The sequence below is a fragment of the Haloferax larsenii genome, assembly GCF_024730625.1.
Lineage (GTDB): Archaea > Halobacteriota > Halobacteria > Halobacteriales > Haloferacaceae > Haloferax > Haloferax larsenii.
Genome location: NZ_CP078063.1, coordinates 1103422 through 1127625, shown reverse-complemented (window position 1 = coordinate 1127625; position 24204 = coordinate 1103422). Strand labels below are relative to the sequence as shown.

Sequence of the window (24204 nt, the reverse complement as noted above, 5' to 3'; positions counted from 1 at the left end):
TCAGACGCGTTCGACAGCGAAGTCGATGCTGTCGGCCGACTCCGCGGCTTCAGCGAGGAGGTCACGGACTCGCGTGGCTGCTTCGGACTCGGTCGCCGCGAGGACGACGATTCCTTCCGCTCGCTCGTCGCCGACGGCCTTCCACGCATCGAGGGCGGCTTCACCGGTGTCTGTCTCGAACTCCGTCGCGAACGTCCGGAGGACGGTCACGACACGTCGTTCCGTGCTTGCGAGGTCGGCCTCGCCCGACTCGAAGTCGCGAATGGCGTCCTCGATGTTCCGGATAGCGGAGATTCGGTCCATTAGGTCGTCTGTCCCATCGCTTCACTCTCCACTAAGTTCGTCGGTTCACTACCCGACCAGAGTTACACGTTCGTGGCTCGGTTGGGCACCGCGCACGGGGCGTGGCCTGCCTCTCGAATCGGTGCGTCGGTCTACGTCGCCCGGTAGACGTCGCCGCGCGGTTCGTAGATATCGCCTTTCATCTTGAGTTTCTCCAGTTGGTCGCCGACCGTCTTTTCGTCCATGTTCAACTCGGCGTTGGCGCGCTCGACGACCTCTTCGTGTGGCGCACCCTCTTCGTACTCTTCTTGCATGTTGCGGATGAGTTCGAGGAGGTTCTTGATGCGATCGCGCTGGGTCTTCGAACGTCCCGTCTCGACGATGTCGGCGTCGAACTCGCCCGTCTCGGGGTCCATCCCGATATCGCGTAGACACGACTCGACGATGCCGGTGACGCGCTCTGCGTCTTCGGCGGTCACTTTGTCCGACAGACGGACACGCGCCGAGGCCTCCGAGAGCCGAACGAGCGCTTCGAGTTTCCGGGCCGTGACGGGCACCGGTGCGTCTTCGTCGGCCCCGCGGGCGCGGAAGTCGACGTAGAAGTCGCGGATGATGTTCTTGGCTTCCTCGGTCAGCGTCGGGTAGCAGGTCCGCTTGGAGTAGGCGATGTACTTCCGAAGGAGTTCGGCGTCGATGTCGGGTGCGACTTCGTCCGTGACGGAGTTGACCTGCTCTTCGGTGAACTCGGAGTTCGCGACGTTCGTCCGCTGGGTGTTCAACTCCCCTGCGTAGTTCGTCTTGATGATGTGTTCTGCGAGTTCGGCGTCGGTGTCGGGGTCGGGGTCGTCTGTGACCGTGAAGATGAGGTCGAATCGGGAGATGAGCGCCGGTTCGAGGTCGATTTGCTCGCCGATGGGTTCGTACTGGTCGAAGCGACCGTACTTCGGGTTCGCCGCACCGAGAAGCGAACACCGCGACTTGAGCGTCGCGTTGATACCCGCCTTAGAGACCGAAATCTGCTGTTGTTCGAGGCCCTCGTGCATCGCAGAGCGGTCTTCGCTCCTCATTTTATCCAGTTCGTCGACTGCCGCAATTCCCTTGTCGGCGAGGACGAGCGCACCCGCTTCGAGCGTCCACTGCTGGCCGTCGCCGAAATCGTCGCGGACGGCGGCGGCGGTGTTGTGGGTCACGATACCGTTGCCAACGAAATTGTGTGTTTCGGGGACTGTCAAGTCAAACACTTCCCGCTCACCGACAGCCGCCGAATCGACGACGCGGTCCCACCGGAGGTCGGCATCGACCGCCTCACGAATAGCAGATTCCGCATCCCCGAGGTCGACATTCTCGAGAATCTCTTTCGCACGTCCACGCCCCGGATTATCGCCACGAGAGACGTTCGTATGATATGCACCGCCCGCACCATCAGTTGCGACCAATGCTGAGCCGACAGGAATCGTTTCCTCTCGTCGCCGCGCGGCGTTCGTGATTTTATCAAGCGCTTGTTGTTTGGCTTCGACATCGAATCCAATCTCGTCGGCATACCGCTCGATGTTCGAACCATACATCTCCAGGAAGTGCTGGACGTGCTTCGATTCGATTGTGTGACCGTTCGCAAGCTCAGACGTTCCACGCCGGTCGCGCTCACGTCGACGCGCACGAATACCGTACGTCTCCAGCATCAGCTGCACTTGCTCGGCAAGCGGTTCGCTGATAGTAGAAATGAGAATGCTCGATCCGCCGTTTTCACGGACCGAAACGGAGCCGTCAGCATCCATCAACCCCCGGAGGAATGCGTCAGCGTGCGCCGCCGTCGTCAGTTCGGGTGCGAGTTCCAGATCGACCTTTGGCGTTTCCATTCCGGCGTTTGCGAAGAGCCGTGCAATCGTCGCACTGCTCACCCTGATACACGGTACCCGCCCGGACTGACGCTCAATCTCCGGATGTTTGTCGAACTTGTCGGCAAAGATCGCTTTCGCTCGTTCTAACAGCGCCTCGTCACTGTTCGAAATCCGGACCAGTCCACGGTTACCGCCACGCCGGTCGAGAGAGATATCACCATCGCCGAAGACAAGCCCGAGGAGGTACATGAGGTCCTCGTCGAACGTCTCCGGAACAGTGATACTGTCCCCGTGACGGATCATTACGCGGTCGAAGTCTATGGCGTCACGGGTCAGTTCGACAGCATCAAGCATCCTATCGAGTTTCGAGAGAGGTATGTGACGGTTCCGGAGGGAATCGTATACGAAGTCCTCTGAGAGGTCGAGCGCGGCTGCTGCGGCCCGTAGGTGGCCGAACCGCCCACATAGTTCGTCTCGAACGAGTTCGATAGACTCCTCAGAGAGTTTCACCTTCTCGGTCGTCAGTTCGAGGAAGTCTCGAACAGGAACTTCAGAACGTTCGAGTTCACCATACTTCGGGACTGCAACAAACTGTCCCGGCTCAATGTCCGAGATATCGACCCACTCGATACCCTGTTTTCCACACGTCAGAACAGGCGTGTTTTCGGACGCTGTGAGCGTCTTTCCGTGTGCGGTCTCGATGCGTCGGCACGGCTTTTTCGGCATACGCCAGACGTGAGAGGATTGTCGCTCGGTCATCTCGCCCGCGTTCCTATCGAACGTCTGTATTCCCACCTGTTTCCCCGCGCTCGTCTCCTCTGATACTGGTTTGGGATGTTCGTCGAGTGCGACAGTTTCGATTTCTCGGAATCCGTCTTCGGTGTGGATTCGAGTGTCACCAGTCACACAGAGACCTGCAGACGAGGAACCCTTACCCGAGGTGTAGACGGAGCGTGGCGCAATGTGTCGTATATATGATAACATCTGCGATTTGCCAGTTCCGGGGTCCCCTATCAACAACATGTGCAGGTCGCCGCGAATCCGCGACCCGTCGGGGAGATGTTTGGTGACACCCGAGAACAGTTGGAGAATCATGGCGAGTTTCTCCTGTTCGTAGCCGTAGATGGCCGGCGCCACGGAATCGACCATCTTCTCGTAGATGTTGGGTTCGTTCGAGAGTTCGACGATTTCGGCCACGTCGTCGTCGGTAATCTCCATGTCCTCGAACTCCTCGTCTTCGATAGAGAGCGCGATGCCCTCCATGTAGTAGTCGAAGACGGGCGTCTTCTCGTTTCCAGAGGTTTGTTGTTCGATGTGGAGGATGCCGACGACGGTGACGTGGTCGCCGGCGGTGACTTTCCCGGTCACGTCGTCGGCGAGATTGATGTCGATACTCTGTGGCGTCTCGCCCCCGCGCAGGCCCTCGGGGGATTCTTGGACGCGTAGTTTCTGAGAGTCGACGAAGTTCGACTGGTCGAACTCGATGCGGAACGGCCCTTGTCGTTCACAGCCCTGACACTCGTGGGGTTCCTGGAACCCGCCGTCGCCCTGCGGGATGTAACTCATCGTCCCACAGCGCTGGCATTCGAAGGCCGCCTCGGTAATCTTCGGGCGCACGTCGGTCGCCTTGCGGACGATTCCTTGGACGGCGATGAGCGTCCCGATGTGGTCGTCGTTGACCCGGATGTTGCGGATGTCGATGGTGTCGGGGAGGTTCCGCATCCGGACGTGTGCCTGTCCGAGTTTGACGTCCGCGGGCAAGTCGAACAGTCGCAGGGCTTCCTCGGCGTACTCCTGATACTGCCCGGGTTTCGTGACGTAGTCGTCGGCGAGTTCCGGGTCGAAGTTGTACAGGTCGTCGTAATCGATGTACAGAGAGCGCTTTTCTTTCGGGTACTGCTGTGCCAGGTCTCCGATTTCCTCCCGATAGTAGTTGCGGTAGAACTGGATGAACCGCTCTGTGAGTTCTCGGTTTTGAGGGGCCTGCGACATCGAAGATGGGTATGTTCCCAATCGGTTAAGAACCTTCGTCGTCGGCCGAGAAAGAGACGTTCGGCAGAATACGTTTTAGAAGGAAACGTCCGTCTCGATGTCCTCTGTGGCCTCTTTGAGGCCGTCACGCCGAGCCTCGTCGACCAGTCGCCCCGAGAGGTCGTCGTCGGTGAGCAGTTCGGCGAAGTCGTCGCGGAAGCGGTGATTCGCACGCGTCGAACGAACGTCAGCCTCGGCGACGGGGCGGAACTCACGAACGAGCGCGATGTCGACGTCGAGCGCCTCGGCAATCGATTCGTCGTCCGCACCCTCGACGAGGAGTTTGTCGAGACGGTCCATCTCGAAGGGAGCGTCGCGGTCAGCGTCGCGGACGAGATGCAGGTCGAAGCGGGCGGTCCGAACCGCGTCGGGCGAGACGTCGAGTTCGAGTGCGAGGTCCTCGTCGGAGTCGCCGTCGAAGTAGCCCACCACCAGATTGACGAGCGCGTCGTCGCCGAGGTCGGTCTCGAACTCGTAGCGCTCGCGCATCGTCGCGACGAGTTCAGAGACACGCTCTCGGACCGTTTCGGGGTCGTCGACGTTCGCCAGCGACCCGCGGGATTCGGACTGCCGCTCTGTCACGGTGTCCGACCCGGTCGTCTCGACGAAGATATCGCGGAGTTCGGCAGTCTTGTCGTCCATATCGAGAGTATGGCACCGCGAGCGCCTTTAATCGTACTGACGAGATCGAAGCCACCGCCCCAGAACCGAGTTCTTGTGCGTTTGACACTCTCAGGCGCGTAAACCGATATCTTAAACACAGTTTACGAGACAGCCAGAGACATGGCAACTGAACACGAGTCGGTCGAACTCGTCGGCGACGAAGTCGTCGCCAACGTCGCCCGTGCGGCCCTGTTTGCGGCGCTCATGGGTGCTGGTGCGTACGTCTCGTTCCCCAACCCAATCTCACCGATTCCGGTGACGATGCAGATGCTCGTCGTCTTCCTCGCGGGTATCTTCCTCGGCCCCGTATGGGGCGGCACCTCGATTGTCCTGTACCTCGCCGCCGGTGCAATCGGTGCGCCGGTCTTCGCAGGCGGGTCCGCCGGGTTCGGTGCGCTCGTCGGGCCGACTGGCGGATTCCTCTGGTCGTTCCCCGTCGCCGCGTTCATCACCGGCGTCATCGTCCACGGCGGGTTCGCGCTCCGTGACTACCGCGTCGGCACCGTCCGTCTCGTCGGCGCGATGGTCGCTGCGACGGCAGTCGTCTACGCGTTCGGAACGGTCGGCTACAGCGTCGTCCAAGGCGTCGGTCTCGTCACGTCCTTCTGGACCGTCGCCGCGGCGTTCATCCCCGCCGAGGCGTTCAAGATTGCCGCCGCAATCGGTATCGTCCGCTCCGACGCAATCGCGGCGAACTAACCGATGATACGGGTCGCGGACCTCGTCCACCGCTACGGCGACACCGCCGCAGTCGATGGGCTCGACCTCACCATCGACGACGGCGAATGCGTCATTCTCGCGGGGGCGAACGGGTCCGGCAAGACGACGCTCGTCCGCCACTTCAACGGCCTGCTCGAACCCGACGAAGGCACGGTTCACGTCAACGGTTCCGACGTGTCCGAAAATCTCGTCGCCGCGCGTACTGCCGTCTCGATGGTGTTTCAGCGCCCAGAGGACCAACTGGTCGCCGCGACAATCGGCGCTGACGTCGCCTTCGGGCCGGAGAACCTCGGGCTCGACCGGGGCGAAATCGACCGCCGCGTCCACGACGCACTCGCCGCCGTCAACCTCGACGGACGCGAGAGCGAGCGCGTCGACGCGCTTTCGGGTGGCGAAGTCGAGCGCCTCGCAATCGCGGGCGCGCTGGCGATGCAGCCAGACCATCTCGTCCTCGACGAACCGTTTACCGGCCTCGACGAACCCGCCCGCGAGTCGGTTCTCTCGCGTCTCCGCGACCTGCGCGCATCGGGAACCAGCCTCATCGTCGTCACCCACGACCTGCGCGACGTGAGCGAACTGGCCGACCGAGTGGTCGTCCTCTCGGACGGCCGGGTCGCCCTCGACGGCGCTCCCGAGGCGGTCGCAGACGACCTCCCCGACCTCGACGTTCGCCCGCCGTGTTGACCTACGAACCGGGCGACTCGCTCGCCCACAGACTCGACCCGCGAACGAAGCTCGCCGTGCAGATTTCCTTCGCAGCGGCTGGACTCGCACACACGACACCGACCGGACTCACCGTCCTCGGCATCGTCGCCGCCGCGAGTCTCTACGCCGCCGACACGTCCCCACTCTCGGCTCTCCACGCGATTCGCTACGCGATTCCCTTCCTCCTTCTCGGCCCCGTCATCGAGGCGGCCCAGTTCGGCGCGCCGTGGTTCGACCCCAACGCGGCCGTCACGCCGACGCTCGCCAGTATTCGCGTGCTCTTGGTGTTCTTCGTCGCCGCGGCGTACGTGAGAACGACCGCAGTTCGCGAGTCGCGCGCGGCGATACAGCGCCTCGTTCCCGGTCGGGTCGGCGTCGCCTTCGGTATCGGCGTCGCGCTCGTCTTCCGGTTCCTGCCGGTCGTTCGCCGTGACCTCCTTCGGGTCCGCGAGGCGAACAAGGCCCGGCTGGGCGACCAGCGACGAGTTGACGAGCGCCTCGCCACCGTCGCTGCCGGTGGGCTCCGACGGTCGTTCGCCCGAGCGGACGCGCTCGCACTCGCGCTTCGTGCGCGATGCTTCGCGTGGAACCCCACGCTTCCGGAGATTCGCCTGACGCGGCTGGACGCGCCTGCACTCGTGTTAGCACTCGGGCTCGGTGTCAGCGTCTTCCTGTGAACGGCCTCAGCGTCAGCGTCTTCTTGTAGGCTCGCTTGGGAAGGAGCTTCTACCCGCGTCGCCGGGCGAGGACACCCACGACCACGAGTGCCGTGAGTGCTACCACGGGTCCGAAGCCCGGCGCGTCACTCTCTGTCGAGCCGCCGTCGCTAGCATCTGTGACGGTCGTCGTCAACTCCGCAGCTTCCTCGGTGGGTGCAGGAGACTGGGTCTCCGATGCGTTCGACAGCTGTGTCTGTGACGCCGATTCGTTTGCGCTCGGCCTCTCGTTTTCGGGGCTTGGTGCTGTCGTCGCAGTCGTCGTGTTCGTCGCAGTCGAGTTGACGGTCGTCGTGTTCGTCGCGTTCGGAGTGGTGGTCGTCTGATTTGCGGGCGTGGAGGTCGTAGTTGGTGACGTTGCAGGTGCGAGGCCGCCACCACCGGTCGAGCCTGTGCTTCCGCCGGTCGAACCTGTACTTCCCCCCGTCGAACTGCTTCCGGCCGAGCCGCCCGTCGAACTCCCCGACGACCCGCCAGTAGACTCGGTCTCGAACGACCACGATTTGGTTCGCTGGTTCCCCGCGCGGTCGACGACCGTAATCTCGGCTGTGTGACTTCCGGCACCGAGGTCGGTCGTGTACGAGACCCCGTCGGCGCCGACGCTGGTCGAGTCGGTCACGTCGGTTCCATCGACCAGAAGCGAGACGCGGGTGGGGTCGATGCCAGCGTAGCCGTCTTCGTAGGCGACCGAGAGCGTCACCGAGCCTGCATCGACGGTTCCGGTCGGCGCGTAGTCGGTCACGTTCGGCGCGTCGGACTCCGTGCTGGCGTGGACCGCGAGCACCGAACTGTTCGAAACCGGCACTCGATAGGACCGATTCCCACCGGTCGTCTCGACCAGGGTCGCGTTCGCATCGACCCACGAACTGCCGTCGAACCGCGAAACCGTGACTGTCGACGGCAACGCGTAGGCCGACGAAATCGTCTGGTCGGAGACGTTCACGACGATGCTCGCGTTCGACACCGCGGCCGCCGTCTGGTTCGTGTCGAGTTGCGGATAGCCCAGCACCACGTCACCGGGCGCAGCAGGAACTGACGCAGGTGCCGTCGGCGCAGTTCCGTAGCGTACCGAGACACCAGTGTCGGAGGAGTTCACGCGCACGCGTTGAAGCATCGAATCGTCGAGGTCCGCGGCGAAAACGCCAGAACCAGCCGCCGAGAGCGTCGCAGTCGCCCCGACATCGTAGTCGAGCGTCGTCTGGTTCTCGTTGCCTGCGGCGTCGCGTGCGACGACCGAGAGGGATGTGGCACCGAGGTTGGAGCGAGCCGTGACGACGCCGCTCGCGCCCGTCTGATTCGTGGTGAGCGGGGTTCCGCCAGCCTCGACGCTGGCGACACCGCTTGTCGCGTCAGTGACCGAGACGTCCACTGCGAGCGACCCGCCCGGTTCGACCGCAGTCGTCCGGTTCGCCGAGACCCCGCCGAGCGCGGGGGCGACCGTGTCGACGACGACAGTTCGCTCGACGACAGGGGCGACGTTACTCGCGTCGTCGGTGACGCGGAATTCGAGCGTGTGAGTTCCGTCTGCGAGTCCCGACACCGACGTATTCCACGGCTGGGTTTCTGTGAGTTCAGTCCACGAACCGCCGTCGAGTCGCCACTCGACGTGGTCCACGCCGCTGGTCGCGTCGGTGGCCGTCCCGTTCAGTGAGAGGGTCGTCTGGTTGGCCGTTTGGTTCGCGGGCGAATCCACACCGAGCGTCGCGTTCGTCGCGTCCAAGACGACAGTTCCGGCGACAGACTCGTTGGTGTTGCCCGCAGCGTCGGTCGCCCGAATGCGAATCTCGTGTGCGCCGTCGCTCGCAGCGGCCGTCTCGTCAACGTCCGCAGTGGCGACGTAGGTCCCCGTCTCGTTCGGCGCGAGCGACACGGTGCCAGCGCCGAACGCCGAGAGGTCGGCCGTCACCGACGCGACGCCGGACACCGAATCGGTCACGTCGGCGGTAACGCGTACCGACCCGGTTCGACCGACGAGAGACGCGTTCGCCCCGAGTGACTCGCCGGTCGCGTTCGTGACGACGGGTGCGTGTTGGTCGACTCCCGACCCCGAAAGGGAGAGGTTCGTCGGCGACGACGAGCCGTTGTATTCGATAGCCAGCGTAGCGTTGTGCGTCCCGATAGCTGACGGGGTGTACGTGACAGTGAGCGAGTCAGTGGCGCTGGGGGCGAGCGTCGCCGGGAGACCCTCAGTCACCGCGAACGCCGAGGCGTTCGGCCCGGTGACTGTGACCGACTGAACTGCCGCGTCTCTCCCGCCGAGATTCTGTACCGAGGCGGTCGTCGACGACGAGTTCTGGACGTCGACACTGCCGAACGACACGTCGGTCGGCGTGGCAGCGAGGAACGGGTCGGAGAGTTCGAACACCGCCAGCGGGCCGAACGAAGACGCATTTGCCGTGACGGTGTTCGCGTCGGTATCGACAGCCCCCGCGAGGGGAGTCCACTCGGTTCCAGTGTGTCTGTGGAGGCGAAGCGAACTCTCGTTCTCAGTTCCCTCGGGGTACGTCACGGTGAAATTCGCCGTTGCGGCACCCGACTCGGAGCGCGCGAAGAGCGGAGCACCGACTCGCGTCGTCGAGGCGGGAACTGCGGGATGGCTCGCGTTCCGTTCGAGCGAGACGGCCCGGGCATCCACGGAGACGTTGTCGCCCGCGAGCGACAGTGAGGCGGTGTAGTTCGTCTGCTGTGCCGCTTCGACCGTCCAGTTCTCGCTCGCATCGGTGGAGATTGAGTCGAGCGTCGCGTTCGCCCCCGAAGCGAGAGAGACTGCCGTTCCGACCGACGAGACGCTGAGGTTCGAGACGGTGACGTTGGTCCCCGAGATGGAGAGCGCCGTTCCCGACCCATCGCCGGAGACGCTGTAGTCGTCGCCCTCGACGACAACGTCGTCGGAGGTGATTTCGAGGCAGGTGCCGCCAGCGGCCGAGAGCGGGCGGTCCAGGACGTACCGCCCGGGCGTATCGATTACCCGGCACGTCTGTACCGTTCTGACGGAGAGTCGTTCGACCGCGCCGGTCGCGTTGACCAGCCCGTAGCCCGTCTGGTCGTTCGGTTCCGACCCGGAGAGCTTCGTCGCCGACCCGAGGAGCGCCGATTCGAGTTCGTCGGGGGACAGTGGTTCGCCGGCGGCGTCGACGACGAGCGCGGCGACCCCACCAGCGTGCGGGGCGGCAGCGGAGGTCCCGGCGAAGTACGAGTCGGCGGACGTGGTCACTTTGTCCGGTGCGACGAGGTCGGGCTTCAGGCGGCCATCGACGGTCGGGCCGCGAGACGAGTACGGTTCGAGCGCGAGCGAGTCGTGGTCGACCGCGCCCACGGCGACCGTCGCGTCGGCGACCGCCGGAACCGTCAGACTGCGGGCTGACGTAACGTACTCGGCCGACGAGTCGCCGAGGAAGAACAGGTCGAAGTCGGCGGTTCCGGGCGCGTCTGCCCGGTGGACGGCGACGTAGATGGTTCCCGACCCGGAACCTCTGATGACTTCGGTCGGGGGGTACGACCCGCTCTGTGTGTTCGTCGACCCGGCAATCGGATTGCCGTTCTGGAACGCCGTCTCGTTCTCGTAGACGTACACGTCGTAGTCGGCGGTGCGCGCGTCCCAGTCGTCCCAGTTCACTCGGAGGTCGAGGTCGCCGTTCAGGTCGAGTGCGAGCAGTTCGTCGCTCCCGTCGAAGTTCAGAAAGTCGTCGCCGTCGGGGTCGGACCACGTGACGTTGTGGTGGGCCTGTCCGTAGTTCCCCGCCGAGTTGACCCAGAGCGTCCCGTTCGCCCGGAGGGACGCGACTTCCTGACTGAGCGGCCCGGTTCCGTCGAGCGATTCGACGCCGAACCAACTCACCGACATGACGACGACGTCCACGTCGCCGCGGGATTCGACGCGGTCTATCGCCGCCAGCAGTTCGGTGTACGTCCCGACGCTGTAGGTGGCGAGCGAGACGTTCGGTGCGGTGTCGACGACGAGTTCGGAGACGGCAGTGCCGTGTAGTCCCGAGGAATTCGCCATCGTCGCGTCGCCGCTGGAGAAGTTGTGGTGTTCGACGACGTTGCCCGCGATTTCGGCGTTCGTCACGTCGAACGAGGTGTCGATGACGGCGACGGTGACGTTCTCACCGGTGTACCCCCGTTGGTGGAGCGCGGAGGCGTTCATCTCGTCGAGTCCCTCGCTCGTGATTGCGGTCGTCGTCGGCCGACGCGGCGTTCTGACGAGGTCGATTGCGGGCGAGGCTGCCAACCCACGGATGGCCGACCGCGGGAGCGTCACCTGCAAATGCGTCCCGCGTCGGATGGTTATCTCACCGCCAGCGTTGCCGACCGCTGCCGCGGCGGCGGTTGTCGACCCCGGTCTCGCTTCGACGACGACCGTCACGCGGTCAGGCCCAGTTCCGAGTCCCTCTGCGACGAATCCGGACGATTGCGGGTCGTCGAGCAGTCCGGCTTCGACGTTCGGATGGCCAGTGTCCTTGGCTGGCGGCGGCGCAGGAGTACTGGTGTTCGTCTGCGACGTGTTGTTGGCTGAAGCAGTTCCCTGCGTCGTGTCGTTCGCCGAGTCCGTGTCCTGTGTCGAACTTGTCTGCGTCGGTTCTGGCGTCGAGTCCGACACCGCCGATATCGAGTCGCCCCCGCCAGCGGCACCGGGTACTGGCATCGCTGCACCGGAAACGGGTGCAACGAGCAGTAAGACGGCGACGGCGAGCGCAACCAAACGGTTCATTCAGCACCCCCATCGGCAGCGGGCGCTTGCGGCGGTCGAACCAGCGTGACGTTCTCGTGTGTCGCAAGCGGGGTGAGGTCGTCGACTGCGACGCGTCCAGAGACGAGGCGGTCGCGCTTCCGTTCGGCCTCGAAATCGACTGATTCGGGGAGCGTGCGGTCGGGTTCGAGTTCGACCACGACCGCCACGGTTCCATCGTGGTAGTCCAGCCCGTGCTGGTCGGCGTAGGCGTCTCTATCGTCGGCATCGGCGAGACCGGCCAGCGTGCTGTCGAGACCCGATGGTGGCTTCGACGGCGACGGTTGGTTCGGTGTCGACGGGGACGAGGGCTTGGGCGTCGACGAGGGCCGAGTGGTGAGCGTCTCCGTGTCGGCCGGTGGCGAGGAAGTGCGAGTCGCGGTCGGCGACGACCCCGTGTCATCCTGCTCGGGGGGCGTCCCGGCGCACCCCGAAAGAGAGAGCAGTCCGGCGACGCCGAGACACACTCGACGCCGGGAAAACGGGCCGTACATCTATTGAGAACGTTCACTCGCTGAACCGACTTCAACCCTCGGACACGTGGAACGCTGTGAAACTCGCCGACGCGAGTTCGATAAGGTGGCAAGATTTAACATCTCGTTCTTCAGTGATTGATTATGGTATTTGCGGCACAAGCGGAGGTCACCCGGGAGACCTTCTGGACGATTAGCCCGGTGGGTGAGGCCCTCTTCTACGGGCTCGCCGTTATCGCCTCCCTCGTGTTCCTATACGGGGTGTACGAACGTGTCGTGCGGTACGCTCGCGGTGGGCCAGACCCGTTCGATAGGCTGTCCGACCTCCCGGGACGGACGGCGCGGGCGACCAAGGAGGTGTTCACGAACGAGAAGCAGTTCGACCGCGACTTCTACGCGGGCGTGATGCACTCGTTCATCCTCTGGGGCTTTCTGACGCTGCTCATCGGAACCGGAATCATCGCTATCGACATCGACATCTGGCGGCGCGTGACGGGGAGTTCCTTCTTCGTCGGTGACTTCTACCTCTCGTACTCCTTCGTCATGGACCTCATGGGGCTCTTGTTCGTCGTCGGCGTCGGGATGGCGATTTGGCGGCGCTACGGTGTCCGCCACCCGCGTCTCTGGGGCAAGCACACGAGTTTCGAAGACGACGCGTTCGTCTGGACGCTCTTCCTGCTCGGCGTCGGCGGTTACGTCATCGAAGCGATTCGCATCGTCGGCACCGAGTTCCCCGACTTCGAGACGGTGAGCTTCGTCGGCTACTTCGTCGCGCTCGTCTTCCAGACCGCGGGGATGAACGCCGAGATGGCACAGACGCTCTACTGGTTCGGCTGGTGGTCCCACGCGCTGCTCGCGTTGGCGTTCGTCGCGGCGGTTCCCTACGCCAAGCCGCTGCACATGCTCACCTCGTTTGCGAACGTCGTCACCGCCGACGAGAAAGCCGGCCTGCGCCTTCCGAAGGTGCCGGCCGACACGCCGCCGGACGAAATCGGCTACGTCTCCGAGGACGACTTCTCGTGGAAGGCGCTTCTCGACTACGACGCGTGTACGAAGTGTGGCCGCTGTTCCGACGCCTGTCCGGCGAAGGCCTCCGGTCGCAACCTCGACCCACGCGACGTGATTCTCGACCTGAAGACCTACCGCGACTCGCTCGATGCGGGCGGTGAGTCGGTCGATATCGTCGCCGACGGTGGCACCTCGGTCATCGACGCCGAGTCGATGGAGTCCTGTATGGCCTGTATGGCCTGTATGGACGCCTGTCCGGTCGATATCGAGCATCTCACGCACTTCACCGAGATGAACCGCCGCCTCACCGAGACGGGCCAACAGCAAGAACCCGTCCAAGAGGCGATGATGAACATCTTCCAGAACGGGAACGCCTTCGGCGACCCACAGCGCAAGCGCCCCGACTGGACCGACGACCTCGACTTCGAGGTGCCGGACGCCCGCGAAGAGTCCGTCGAGTTCCTCTGGTACGTCGGCGACTACCCGTCGTACGACGAGCGCAACCGCGCCGTCGCTCGCTCGCTGGCTCGTATCTTAGAGGAGTCGGGCGTCTCCTACGGCATCCTCTACGAAGACGAACAACACGATGGCAACGACGTGCGTCGCGTCGGCGAAGAGGGCCTCTACGAGATGCTCGTCGAGGACAACATCGACGCGATGGACGACTGCGACTTCGACAAAATCGTCTGTACGGACCCGCACTCGTACAACACGTTCAAAAACGAGTACCCCGAGATGGACGAGTCGTTCGACTACCCGGTGTACCACTACACCCAACTGGTCGAAACCCTCGTCAACGACGGCCGCCTCGGCCTCTCCGGGACGGAACTGTCCGCACAGACGGTCACGTACCACGACCCGTGTCACCTCGGCCGGTACAACGGCGAGTACGAGGCACCACGGGAGGTCATCCGCGCGACCGGCGTCGAACTCGCCGAGATGCCCCGTAACCGCGACGACTCGTTCTGTTGCGGTGGCGGTGGCGGTGGGCTCTGGTTAGACCACGAAGAAGAGTCGAAGCCGTCGGAAGAACGTCTCCGCGAAGCCCTCGAAGACACCGACTCTACTGGGGCTGTCGAGCGGTTCGTCGTCGCCTGTCCGATGTGTGCGACGATGTACGAAGACGGCCGCAAGACCGGTGGCTACGAAGACGACCTCGACGTCATCGACATCTCGGAACTCATCGTCGAAGCGCTCGACGAGAAAGCCGGCGTGACGGGCACGGGAACGACGCCCGCGTCGGCCGACTGAGCGACCGGGCGCTGTCGCTGTTTTCTGTTTTCCGCTTCGGTAACGAATACGAGTTGGCTGAAGTGGGGTTCGGGCGCGCAAGCAGCGCCGGCCGGACAGTTGAGTTAGTCGGCGGACGCTACTCGTCGTCGCCGTGAGTTACTCGCGCTCGTACTCTTTCTTGAAGCCGCGGAATTCGGTCCGGTGGGCTTCCTCGTCCGCCAAGAGCGTCACTGCGAGGTCCTCGGTGACGGGGTCGTTCGCTTCCTCGGCCGCGTCGATGAGCGACCGATAGGTCTCGATAGCGTCCTCCTCGGCCGCGAGGACGCCGTTGATGACCGAGAGCACGTCTGTACTGTCTTCCGGGGGTTGCAGTTCGTGCTGACGTGCTTCGAACGCAGCAGAACCCGGCGGCTTTTCGTCGAGTTGTTTCAGCCGGTTGCCGATTTGTTCGGCGTGGGTGAGTTCTTCCTGAATGTCGGTCTTGAGCGACTCTTTAATCTCCTCGGCCCGAACGCCATCGAGGACGATGGAGTTCGTCATGTAGTTCATCACCGTCTCGATTTCGTCTTGGTAAGCGCGCTTCAAGAGCGCAGTCACGTCCTCAGACATGGCGACCACATATTGCCACGCTGGCAACATATACCTGTCCGAGGGGGCGAGTTCGTTCGGTTTCTGAACCCAAATATGTCGCCAGAACTCCCATACACGTGCTGATAATTTTTTCTCAAAAGTATTTTTACACTGTCCATTTATCGGTGAGAGTACAAACCGTGTGTAGAAATTCGAGGGCTGTCTCCCAAGTGGTTGCGACGATACTGCTGGTTGCTATCGTGATTATCCTCGCGACGACCGCATCAGGGTACTTCTACGACTCAGCAGATGGATACGTAGAGCCCCAGGACGCCCGTGTCTTCGGTGAAACGTCCGTCGTACTTGGCCCCGAACACCGGTCCTGGAACGGCTGGAACTCCGCAGGTGGAGAGACGAGAGGTGACATCGACCGTATCACGGTCGCATACAGCCACGGCCCCGTCTTCGAAGGCGACGATATCGGCTCGGTGCTCGTCCGGTGGCGTGGCGACGACGGGTCGGGTGGCCACCTCCGGTTCGTCAATCCCAACCGATTCGATGAGGACACCGAACAGCAGTACCACGACGCCGAGGTCGGCGCGTTCTGCACCGGCGACTTCGGGGCCGGAGAGAAACTCGTCGTTCGGATGGTTCACAATCGCTGGCAGACGGCCGGTGAGACGGGCCGCGACGACGTCGGTGTCCGGTACGTCGAATCGAACTGGAACGACATCGACACCGGCGACGGCCCGTTCTTCAGAACCGACGGCCGGTATCCCGTCGCGTACGAAGGCGACAGGCCGATGGAACCCGGCGACACCGTCGAAATTCGGTTCTACGGTCCCGAAGACGAGTTGCTTATCGCAGAGACGGAGGCGACAGCAACGGTTGCAGACGGGAGTCCGACCGAAGTCGACGGCGACGACGTCGACTGCGAGTAGGCGCGCGCTTCAGTCCTCGAATTCGACCAGTTCGACGACGTAGCCGTCGGGGTCCTCGACGAACGCCGCGCGGGCGTCGACCGCCGGAATATCGACCGGCGGCTTCACCACGTCCGGCGACTCGGCTTCGAGGAGGTCCTCGAAGACGCGGTCCACGTCGTCGACTTCGATAGCGACGTGGTCGATGCCCGCGGGTTCGACACGCTCGGTCGAGGTGCGGTCGTACTTCAGTTGGAGTTCCATGTCGGTGTCGTCGCTGCCGAGGTAGACGTTTCGCACGCCGTCGAGTTCGAACTCGTTGGTCTGTTCGAGACCGAGTTCGGCGTAGAAGTCGAGCGTCGAGTCGAGGTCCGAGACGGCGAGTGCAGTGTGAATAAGACCCATAGAGACGGCAGGCGGGCGAGCGAGATAACGTCTGGTTTCGCCGTCACGTCTGCCAACCGAGGCGCAATCGAGGAGTGCGGCGACCCGATACCCTCAGTTCCGGCCTTCGCGTCCGGGGTCGACGTCGATAGCGTCGACGGGGCAGATATCGACACAGAGCATGCAGTCGATACACTGGTCTTCGTTCGTCGGTTCGACCTTCGTCTCGCTGACGGGGTGGTCGGGCGTGTCGACCCACGTGAACACGTCGACGGGGCAGTTTTCGAGACACGCACCGTCAGCGAGACAGATGTCGTAGTCGACTGCGACGTGGGTGCCGTGGATGCCGAGTTTCTCCGGCGGTTCGACGGGCCCCCAGACAGCGACTCCGTTTTCCTCGCCGACTTGCTCGCGATTCTGGTCGAAGTTCGGGTCGATAGCCATTGACGGGGCGTTGTCCGGGCGTGGTACTAAAGCGCCCGCATCGGAGCCGAAAAACTCCCCGACAGAGCGGGGACAGAGAGGTTGGTTGGATGGACAAGAGGGAGTCGCGTGAGCGACCGCAGGAGTTAGCGACGGGTCGCGACGAACGCTGCTGCGACGAGCGCCACGACGGCGAGTGCCGCACCGAATCCGGGGATGCCGGTGTCAGTGGATTCACCGGTCGTCGTCGCCGTCGCCGGGTCGCTGGTCGTGCTTTCGGTCGGTGTCGCTTCGACCGACGTCGTCGGGGTTGGCGTTTTAGTCTCCCGTTCGTCGATTATCAAAAATGTGCTGAAGTTACTCTGCGGAGAGGAGAGGCTAATCCTGTAGTGGTGCTCCGTCTTGAATTCTGTCGCCGACTCGTTCCACGTGATGTCCTCGATTTGGTCGCCGTTCGAGACCGAGATGTACTCGCTCGGCGGCTGGTCAGTCGCGGTCAAATCGAGAGTCACGTTCGTCTTGTAGTCGCGGTTCCCGTCGACGAGTTCGAGGGTCGTGTTGTACGCAGTCTCTTCGGACGAAATTTCGACCGACATCGTCCGACTGGTGTCGAACACGAGTGGAATCGTCACGAGACCGTCTTCGTTAGGTGGGCCAGCGTAGCCTTTCTCGACCTCTTCGGGAGGTTTGGGCTTCGGTGTCGCCTCGATTGGGTCGGTCGCCGACTCGTTCTCTTCGACGAGGAGCGTCGCCGTGTCCGACGAGTTGTCCATCGGCCCGGCTTTCATCGGGTACGTGCCGGCGTCCATTAAGTCGGCGAGGAGGTCAGACTCCTGCGTGACGTTCGAGATAGAGTCGTCGCCGACCGCAGAGATGTACGACGAAGCCGCAGTCTGGCCAGCAGTGCTCGTGTTGAGCGCGAGCGTGACGCTGCCGTCACCGTCTTCGTCGACTGCAGTCACGTGGACAAGGAATCCGTTTACCTCGTTCCCGATGTGGAGGTTCACCGTATCGTTGGCGTCGTCCAACGTGTTCAGCGTGATTTCGATTACGGTTCCTCGGTCACCCGTGAACTCGTCGTCGGCGAACTCGGAGTTACCCGACGCGGCCGATACGGGCGTCGCCGCGGACGCCAAAAGCGCCACCACGACGAGCGTCGTCAACAATTCGATTCGTTTGGAGGGAAACATCGAGAGTCACTTTCTCGATTTCGACTAAATAAGTTACTAAATTGTCATCTATGAAGAGGTCGAGGTAAGCGGGTGGATAGGCAGTAACGCGGCGCAAAAAGGTAATGTGGGTCGAAGAGCGTCAGTGTGCTTACTGACGGGTTGCGACGAACGCTGCTGCGACGAGCGCCACGACGGCGAGTGCCGCACCGAATCCGGGAACACCAGTGTCGGTGGATTCACCGGTCGTCGTCGCCGACACGTTCGATTCGGTAGTCGTCTGTTCGTCCGTCTGTTCGGACGTCGTCTGCTCGGTCGTCGGTTCCGTCGTAGTAATCGTCTGCGGCGTCTCGTTCAGGTTCTCCTCGACGACGAGCGTCCCAATCGTCGCGGCGTCTTCGGCTCCGACAGGCATGAGTTCGAGGTCGTAGTCGATTCCCTTCTGAAGCGCCGTCATCGACTCGTTCGTCGAGACGACTTCGAATTCGTCGCCATCGGAGGCGGTGATGTACTCCTGCGGCGACTCGGCGTCAGACGTAGCATCGACAGATACGACAGCGTCACCGTCGCCGTCGGCGTCGGTGAGTTCGAGCGTCGTATCGTAGCCGGTTTCGTCAGCCGCAATCAGGAGCGTCGCAGTGTCGTTCGAGCCGAACTGGACCGGGATTTCGGCGACGCCGTCCGAGGCGGCGTCAGCGGTGATGACGGTCTTCTCGAAGTCGAGTTCAGAGGACTCGTCGTCACCGTCGTCAGACGGCGTCGATTCGACTGGGTCAGTCGCCGACTCGTTCGACTTGACGCTGAGCACCGACGTATCCGACGAGTTGTTCATGGACCCGACTTTCAGCGAGTAACTGCCAGCGTCGAGCAGTTCGGTGATGTTGTCGGTCGCCTGAGTGGCGTTCGACACGGAGTCGTTGCCGACCGCAGAGAGGTACGACGAGGCTTCGACCTGTCCCGCGGTGCTCGTGTTGAGCGCGAGCGTGACGTTGCCGTCGTCGTTCTCGTCGGTCGCAGTCGCGTGGACGAGGAATCCGGCGGCTTCACTCCCGATGTGAACGTCCACCGTGTCGTTCGCGTCGGCCGACGCATTCAACGTGATTTCGATTACGTCGCCCTGTTCGCCTTCGTACGCATCATCTGTGAATTCGTACTGCGAGGCAGCACTCACTGGTGTCGCGACGGACGCGAGGACCACCATGAGGAGGGCTGCAATCGTCAGTGTGTGTGCGTTGGAGGAACGCATCATTTGTCGGTAGCGTGACGATACCTGAAGTAGTTGTTGGAATGTCAATTTGAGCCCTCGTGCTAACGGGCGGAAGGCTGGCTGAAACAGTATAAATTGGCACACATATCAGTAACCAGTGTAGTTCGAAGAATAGTGGAGGGCGACCGTTCGTTACGCCTGTGCGGACTCGATGTGGTCGAGCACGTGCGTGACGTGGTGACGGTCTCTGTCGGGCGCGTCGTCTCGGTAGGCGCGGAGCGCCTTCACGAGGTAGTCGAGTTCGTCGCTGTCGAAGTCTTCATCTCCCGCTTCGATGCGTGCGAGCAGGTCGACCGGAAGCGTCGGCTCTTCGTCGGCTTCGAGCGCCCGCTCGATGGCTGCGAGCAATGCGGCGTGGACGACCCACGACTCCTCACGCGAGAGGTCGAGCGCCGTCGGACGGTCCTGGGCCGAGGTGGTCATTGGGGCTCTATCGTACCGTATGAGTCGGAGGATAAAAAGGTATGTGTGGTGTTGGCACAGTACACGCACAGGACCGAAAGCGGCCCGGCCGCTCGGAACGGGCGTTATTCGAACGCCGGAATGCCGGTCAACTCAGAGCCGATGACGAGCGTGTGGATGTCGTCGGTACCCTCGTAGGTGTACACCGTCTCGATGTTCGACATGTGGCGCATCGGCGAGTAGTCGGTCGTGATACCGTTTCCACCGAGCATCTCGCGGGCCGTTCGCGTCACGTCGCGGGCGACCCGGACGTTGTGGCGTTTCGCCATCGACACCTGCTGGTGTTCTAACTCACCGCGCTCTTTGAGTTCGGCGAGGCGGTGGGCTTGCAGTTGGGCGTTCGTAATCTGGGTCGCCATCTCGGCGAGTTTGCCCTGCTGGAGTTGGAAGCGCGCGATGGGACCGCCGAACTGCTCGCGGTCCTTCGAGTACTGGAGCGCCTCTTCGAACGAGTCGCGGGCCGCGCCGACGACACCCCACGCGATGCCGTAGCGGGCCTGCGTGAGACACGACAGCGGCCCTCTCATGCCCTCGACGCCGGGGAGCACGTTCTCTTCGGGAACGCGAACGTCGTCGAGGCCGATTTCGCCCGTCACGGAGGCGCGCATCGAGAGTTTGTCGTCGATTTTGTTCGTCGTCACGCCGTCGCGGTCGGTCTCGACGAGGAAGCCGCGAACCGGGGAGTCCTCGGCGGAGACGTCACGCGCCCAGACGACCGCCACGTCGGCGATGGGGGAGTTCGTAATCCACGTCTTCGACCCGTTGAGAACGTAGCCGTCGGCGTCTTGCTCGGCTTTCGTCTCCATGCCCGCCGGGTTCGACCCGTGCTGGGGTTCCGTCAGTCCGAAACAGCCGACTGCCTCCCCGCTGCCGAGCGCCGGAAGCCACTCTTCTTTCTGGGCTTCGGAGCCGTAGGCGTGGATGGGGTAGATGACGAGCGACCCCTGCACGCTCGCCATCGAGCGAAGCCCGGAGTCACCCGCTTCGAGTTCCTGCATCAGAAGGCCATACGCGCGGTCGCCGAGACCCGGAAGCCCGTAACCGTCGAGGTTGGGGGCGTAGAAGCCGAGTTCGCCCATCTTGGGGATGAGGTCCATCGGGAACGTTCCGTTTTCGAAGTGCTCGCCGATGTCCGGTTTCACCTGCTCTTCGACGAATCGACGTGCCTCGTCGCGGACCAGTTTCTCTTCCGACGACAGGTCCTCCTCCATTCCGAGATAATCCAGCATGATAGACCGTGTGATTGGGTCGGTGAAAAGCGATTCGCTCACACACGACAGGAACGCCGTCTGCGTATTATTCGGGGGAATTTGTCTGTCCGAAATATAGCTCGGAGGTATGCGCTGGTCCGAACGCATTCCACACCGAGCGTGCAGAAAAATCAGCGAATTCGAATAACGTAGGCGACCGATGCATCCGATTCAGGCGGCCGGTTCCTCCGACTCTGGCGACCAGTTTCTCTGGCTTAGGCCGCCGATTCGACCGTCTCCGACTGGACGCGGTCGACGTAGGCGACGAAGTTGTCGAACAGGCGCTTTGCCTCGCAGGCGGCGTCGTAGTTTTCGGGCGTGATGTCGTCGATGACGGCCTGAATCCGCTCGTCGGGGAGGAAGTCTTTTTCGCGTGCAATTGCCTCGGCCGTCGTCACGTCGTACTCGGGGTGGAACTGCACGCCCAGTGCGTGGTCTCGGCGGAAGGCGTGGACGCCGTACTCGTTTTCGGCGAGAAGGTCCGCACCGGGCGGGAGTTCGGTCACGACGTCGCCGTGGGAAGTGAAGACGGTGAAGCGGTCGGCGATACCCGCAAAGAGGTCGTCGTCCGCCGTGCGAGAGATTTCGCTGTACCCCAGCTCGAAGTCGTCCATATCGTCGACGGTTCCACCGAGTGCAGCGGCGAGCACCTGATGCCCGAAGCAGACGCCGAGAATCGGGAGGTCGCGGTCGTCGGCGTCGGCGACCCACGAGACGAGGTTCGTAATCCACTCGTCGTCCCAGTAGACAGAAGAGGACGAACCGGTGACGACTACGCCATCGAAATCGAAGTGCGAGGGGAGGTGGTCGTCGGTCACGTCGAACTCGACGAGGTCGGCGTCGAGTTCGCGTCTGAAGTTCCGCGAAGTGTTGTCGTCGCCGTGCGACGCGTCGAGGAAGGCGAGTCTCGGTCGATTCATTGGCAGAATACAGACGATAGGGATGGAAATGCGTTGCGTCTAAGCCGGGTTCTGCCGGAGTTCGTGACGGCCGGGGGTCACCGCGACCCAGGTTCACGGTGGCCGAGTGGAAGAGGCGCGTCGCTACGGGAACTCCTCAGACCGCCTCGGTGTGATTCCGTCGGGATTGAGCGCGTATCGAACACCGTAGTATCCACTGACGACGACGAGTGCGCCAGCAGACCAGACGACTGCCGTGGAACTCAATCCGAGCATGGCGATGCCGAGGACGGCAAAGGAGACGACCGCAAGCGCGCTCCCGCCGGGTGCTCGGAAGTCGGGCGAAACGTCGGTCCGGTAGTATCGAAGCCCGAGGAACGACAGGATGTTGATGGCGTACGGGATGCCAGTTCCGACGACTGCGCCGACGACCAAGAGTTGATAGAAATAGCTGGGGACGCTGGCGAGGACGGCGGCGACACAGCCGATTCCGAGGATGCCGACCCACGGAACCCGGAACCGAGCACTGGTCGTGCTGAACACCGACGGGAGCGTGCCGTTTTCCCCCAGCGCGTAGAGCACGCGCCCCGCGCTCAGAATCCCGACGAGCATCGTCGTGAAGATGGCGCTAATCGCACTGAGCGCGAGGAGTGAACGGAGCCACGCGACGCCCATCAGTTCGGTCGCGACGCGGAGCGGGGCAGTTATTGCCACGTCACCCGCCGTAAACCGCGAGAGCGGGACAACGCCGTGGACGAGCGCGACGAGGGCCGTATAGAGGAGCGTGGTCACGACCAGCGAGACGACGATTGCTCGCGGCACCGTGCGAGACGGGGTTTCTATCTCTTCGACCACGGAGGGGATGACCGTCCACGCCCCGTAGGAGGTAAGTGCGACCTGCACGGCCGCGAAGAACTTCATCGGTCCGCTCACAGCGAGTGGTTCGTAGTGACCGAGGTGGACGTGGGACGTGCCGACGCCGAGGAACAAGAGCAAAATCGTGAGAACGACGCCAGTCAAGAGCAGGTTTGCCCGACTGGTGACGCCGACGCCGAGGAGGTTACTCAGCGTCGCCAACCCGATTGCCCCGAGCGCGACGACGCCGGCGTTTCCGGCGGCGGCCGGGAGTATCACCGCGAGATAGTCGGGAATCGAGAGCGCCGAAATCGTAATCGCGAGAATCCAGCCGATTGTGTACCCCATGCCTTCGAGATAGCTCGCGAACGCACGGACCTGCGGGTGCGGGCCCAACGTCTCGAACGGGAACACTGCGACCGACCCCGCCTGTGGGAACGCGAGTGTGAGTTCAGCGTAGCAGAGACCGAGCGCGAGCATCAGTATCCCGGCGAGGAACCACGCGCCAATCGACGCGGAACCCACGAGCTGTCCCGTGGTTCCGGGGAAGATGAAAATCGCTGCCCCGGCCATCCCACCGAGACTCAAGACGATGCAGTCGAGCAACCCGAGACTGTCTTCGAAGTCCGAATCCGAGGCCCCCGTCATCGGGACCTCGCTCTGTTCTCACTGTCGCCGTCGACTCCGAGCATGTCGTTTCGTTACGACCACCACCATTGCATATTAATTATGGTTCCCGAATTTGGAACAGTGTCGGCGAGTCGCTGGCGACAGCGTCATCTCACGAGCATTCGGAACCAAGCGCGGAGAAAGAAGCAGCGCACCTCAGTCGTCGAGCGAGTCGAGGAAGCTGACGAGGGCGTCGTTGACGATTCGTGACCGCTCGACGATGGCGAGGTGCCGGGCACCGGAAACTTCCTCGAACGACCCCTTCGGAAGTTCCTCGGCCAGTTCCCGACCGTCTTCGACCGACCATACGGGGTCGTCGCTCCCGTGGACGACGAGTGTCGGCACCGTCACCTCGTACAGCGGACCAGCGTCGTAGTCGGCGATAGCGGCAGTCTGTGCCGCCCACGCGTCGGGAGCGGCGTCTTCCATTCCGCGCCAATCGACGATTTGGTCCACGACGTCGGGCTGTTCGGTGCGGAACTCCTCGGAGAGCGCGGGCACGAGCGAAGCGCGGAGCGCGTCGGGGTCGTCCGGTGCGCCGTACAGCGGGGCCGGGTCGACGTCCGCCCCGGACGACCCAGTGTTACACAGCGTGAGGCTCCGAACTCGTGACGTCGTGCGGGCGGTTTCGAGCGCGACCATCCCACCGAGTCCGAGACCGACGAGGTGGGCTTTCCTGACGCCCGCGTCTCTGAGGACCGCGACAACGTCGTCGACCAGCGTCTCGACCGAATACGGGCCAGCGGGAGCGTCGGAACGTCCCGAGCCACGGAGGTCCATCACCAGACTCTCGTACGGGCCCGCGACGGCGGCGTGTTGCCAGCCCCATTGCCACGCGCCGTAGCCCGCGTCGCCGACGAACGCGACAGTTTCACCGTCGCCATCAGAGTCATAGAAGAGTTTGACACCGTCGGATACTGCGGTAGGCATACTCGTCG

General features: G+C 63.1%; 20 protein-coding genes. 5 read left to right on the top strand and 15 right to left on the bottom strand.

Annotated elements, in window-relative coordinates; genetic code table 11:
- The 3 genes from KU306_RS05785 to KU306_RS05775 all read right to left on the bottom strand — a co-directional run bounded on the left by KU306_RS05785 (nt 1) and on the right by KU306_RS05775 (nt 4793).
- Nucleotides 1-303 (bottom strand): DUF7854 family protein, encoded by a 303-nt coding sequence (locus KU306_RS05785; protein WP_007544339.1) that lies wholly within the window; start codon nt 301-303, stop codon nt 1-3.
- A gap of 131 nt (nt 304-434) precedes the next feature.
- On the bottom strand, nt 435-4112 hold the full coding sequence (locus KU306_RS05780; RefSeq protein ID WP_258303144.1) for an LAGLIDADG family homing endonuclease: 3678 nt from the start codon (nt 4110-4112) through the stop codon (nt 435-437).
- A 75-nt stretch (nt 4113-4187) separates the two neighbouring features.
- Entirely contained in the window at nt 4188-4793 is a 606-nt protein-coding gene (locus KU306_RS05775) for a hypothetical protein (RefSeq protein WP_007544336.1), read from the bottom strand.
- A 141-nt stretch (nt 4794-4934) separates the two neighbouring features.
- Between KU306_RS05775 and KU306_RS05770 the strand changes: the two genes are divergently transcribed.
- The 3 genes from KU306_RS05770 to KU306_RS05760 are packed head-to-tail and all read left to right on the top strand — an operon-like array spanning nt 4935 to nt 6916.
- On the top strand, nt 4935-5513 hold the full coding sequence (locus tag KU306_RS05770) for a biotin transporter BioY (RefSeq protein WP_007544334.1): 579 nt from the start codon (nt 4935-4937) through the stop codon (nt 5511-5513).
- 3 nt (nt 5514-5516) lie between these two features.
- The gene (locus KU306_RS05765) at nt 5517-6218 is read left to right on the top strand and encodes an energy-coupling factor ABC transporter ATP-binding protein (protein ID WP_007544333.1); all 702 of its coding nucleotides are present in this window, start codon (nt 5517-5519) and stop codon (nt 6216-6218) included.
- Nucleotides 6212-6916: an energy-coupling factor transporter transmembrane component T family protein gene (locus KU306_RS05760; protein WP_258303143.1), complete on the top strand. Its 705-nt coding sequence runs from the start codon at nt 6212-6214 to the stop codon at nt 6914-6916. The genes KU306_RS05765 and KU306_RS05760 overlap by 7 nt, the downstream gene beginning before the upstream one ends.
- 49 nt (nt 6917-6965) lie before the next feature.
- Here KU306_RS05760 and KU306_RS05755 read toward each other — a convergent pair whose 3' ends face one another.
- Entirely contained in the window at nt 6966-11666 is a 4701-nt protein-coding gene (locus KU306_RS05755; RefSeq protein ID WP_258303142.1) for a S8 family serine peptidase, read from the bottom strand.
- Complete coding sequence (locus tag KU306_RS05750) at nt 11663-12178, bottom strand: hypothetical protein (RefSeq protein WP_258303141.1); 516 nt, start codon at nt 12176-12178, stop codon at nt 11663-11665. The genes KU306_RS05755 and KU306_RS05750 overlap by 4 nt, the downstream gene beginning before the upstream one ends.
- Nucleotides 12179-12301: 123 nt before the next feature.
- Here KU306_RS05750 and KU306_RS05745 point away from each other — a divergent pair, with 123 nt between their 5' ends.
- Nucleotides 12302-14416, top strand: a complete 2115-nt coding sequence (locus KU306_RS05745) for a (Fe-S)-binding protein (protein ID WP_258303140.1) — start codon at nt 12302-12304, stop codon at nt 14414-14416.
- 138 nt (nt 14417-14554) lie between these two features.
- Here KU306_RS05745 and KU306_RS05740 read toward each other — a convergent pair whose 3' ends face one another.
- Nucleotides 14555-15007 carry a ferritin-like domain-containing protein gene (locus KU306_RS05740; RefSeq protein WP_007544323.1) on the bottom strand — a complete coding sequence of 151 codons (453 nt, stop codon included), beginning with the start codon at nt 15005-15007 and terminating at the stop codon, nt 14555-14557.
- Nucleotides 15008-15168: 161 nt separating this feature from the next.
- Between KU306_RS05740 and KU306_RS05735 the strand changes: the two genes are divergently transcribed.
- Nucleotides 15169-15909, top strand: a complete 741-nt coding sequence (locus tag KU306_RS05735; RefSeq protein ID WP_309138743.1) for an archaellin/type IV pilin N-terminal domain-containing protein — start codon at nt 15169-15171, stop codon at nt 15907-15909.
- A 9-nt stretch (nt 15910-15918) separates the two neighbouring features.
- Here the strand turns inward: KU306_RS05735 and KU306_RS05730 are convergent, their stop codons facing one another.
- The 9 genes from KU306_RS05730 to KU306_RS05690 form a co-directional block, all read right to left on the bottom strand.
- On the bottom strand, nt 15919-16293 hold the full coding sequence (locus KU306_RS05730) for a VOC family protein (RefSeq protein ID WP_007544319.1): 375 nt from the start codon (nt 16291-16293) through the stop codon (nt 15919-15921).
- Nucleotides 16294-16386: 93 nt separating this feature from the next.
- Complete coding sequence (locus KU306_RS05725; protein WP_007544317.1) at nt 16387-16716, bottom strand: 4Fe-4S dicluster domain-containing protein; 330 nt, start codon at nt 16714-16716, stop codon at nt 16387-16389.
- Nucleotides 16717-16841: 125 nt separating this feature from the next.
- Nucleotides 16842-17885: a DUF7827 domain-containing protein gene (locus tag KU306_RS05720; protein ID WP_258303138.1), complete on the bottom strand. Its 1044-nt coding sequence runs from the start codon at nt 17883-17885 to the stop codon at nt 16842-16844.
- Nucleotides 17886-18015: 130 nt separating this feature from the next.
- Nucleotides 18016-19113 (bottom strand): DUF7827 domain-containing protein, encoded by a 1098-nt coding sequence (locus KU306_RS05715; RefSeq protein ID WP_309138742.1) that lies wholly within the window; start codon nt 19111-19113, stop codon nt 18016-18018.
- Between the two features lie 150 nt (nt 19114-19263).
- Entirely contained in the window at nt 19264-19554 is a 291-nt protein-coding gene (locus KU306_RS05710; protein ID WP_007544310.1) for a DUF7853 family protein, read from the bottom strand.
- Nucleotides 19555-19658: 104 nt separating this feature from the next.
- Entirely contained in the window at nt 19659-20822 is a 1164-nt protein-coding gene (locus KU306_RS05705) for an acyl-CoA dehydrogenase family protein (protein ID WP_007544308.1), read from the bottom strand.
- A gap of 236 nt (nt 20823-21058) precedes the next feature.
- Nucleotides 21059-21763: a type 1 glutamine amidotransferase gene (locus tag KU306_RS05700; RefSeq protein WP_007544306.1), complete on the bottom strand. Its 705-nt coding sequence runs from the start codon at nt 21761-21763 to the stop codon at nt 21059-21061.
- A gap of 123 nt (nt 21764-21886) precedes the next feature.
- Nucleotides 21887-23245, bottom strand: a complete 1359-nt coding sequence (locus KU306_RS05695) for an APC family permease (protein ID WP_258303137.1) — start codon at nt 23243-23245, stop codon at nt 21887-21889.
- A gap of 177 nt (nt 23246-23422) precedes the next feature.
- Nucleotides 23423-24196 (bottom strand): alpha/beta fold hydrolase, encoded by a 774-nt coding sequence (locus KU306_RS05690; RefSeq protein WP_258303136.1) that lies wholly within the window; start codon nt 24194-24196, stop codon nt 23423-23425.
- Nucleotides 24197-24204: the final 8 nt, after the last annotated feature.